The following is a 1,077-nucleotide window of genomic DNA, read 5'->3' as shown; positions in this document are numbered from 1 at the left end:
GCAAAGCCTTCGCTTTTTGTCTGTTTTTGGTAGTGCTGTTTTGTTAAGATGGAGTTATAAGAGACTTTCATAGCTTACTCCTTGAAATTTAGCTTCAAAGAGTAAGCAAGAGTTGTGCCGTAAATTTTTATCAACAGAGGAGCATTTTGTGTAGGGATAAGTTATATATAAACTAAATTGTTGAAAAGTCGATTTACAAACTAAGAAAATTTCACTCAAATAAATTTTGAAAATCGTTGAGTAGTTTAAAACTTACTAAGGATAGTAAAATGCAAATTTCTAGCTCACCATATCCTTATCTGTCTAGAGAACACATAGCTAGTGAGATGGGGTTTAAATTTAACGATATAAACGAGATACTTAGTAACGATATGGGATATGGTATGAGCTTTCCTGAATACGCAAGGCTTGATAGAAAAGCTCAAGCTGCGTCTTATGATAGACATATATATCCACTATCTGGCTTTACAAAGGGAGATGAAGCAAAAGTCACTATCATAGGAAAGCTCAGAGGCTATGATCCTGACTTTACAAGTGAGCAGCTATCAGATCTTAAGAATTTCATAAATGAAAGCAAGGGTTTATTTGTAGAGTATATACAAGGTCAGCAAGCAAAACCAGACAATGATAAGCCAAAAATTTTAAGAGATACCCCATACACTGTAAATGAATTTTTAAATGAATATCGTGGCGATAGCGATTTGCTATTTATGCAAAACTCAAGGACTATTGATCTGCTTGATAGCGATATGAGCGTTGATGAGTTTAAAGAGGAGTGGGCTAAATATGCACTAAAAGAGCGGTTTAATATAACTTTATCTGGCGAAGATGCTAAAAATGCTGTCAATATACTAAAAGAGATGAATGAAAAGGGTATTCAAGATATAGAGAGCGTTGAAGAAGAAAAAGACGACACCAAAGAGAAAAAATTTACTCCTATCCAAGCTGAAAGCAAAAACACTGAAACTTATGACATTACTAAGGATGAGAAATTCTCATATTTACTTAAGCTTCAAGAACTTGAGAGAGAACGAGGTATCGATGTGCTTCGTATCATGCAAAAACTTGAAGAAAATG

1 pseudogene is annotated in these 1,077 nt (G+C 34.2%); it reads left to right on the top strand.

Features of this window, described 5'->3' with window-relative positions:
- Window positions 1-269 precede the first annotated feature (269 nt).
- Window positions 270-1,077, top strand: a pseudogene (locus CYO90_RS01200) (hypothetical protein); the annotation flags it as partial.

The sequence above is a fragment of the Campylobacter concisus genome (assembly GCF_002913745.1).
Classification (GTDB): Bacteria; Campylobacterota; Campylobacteria; order Campylobacterales; family Campylobacteraceae; genus Campylobacter_A; species Campylobacter_A concisus_R.
This window is presented reverse-complemented; position numbering and strand designations above follow the sequence as displayed.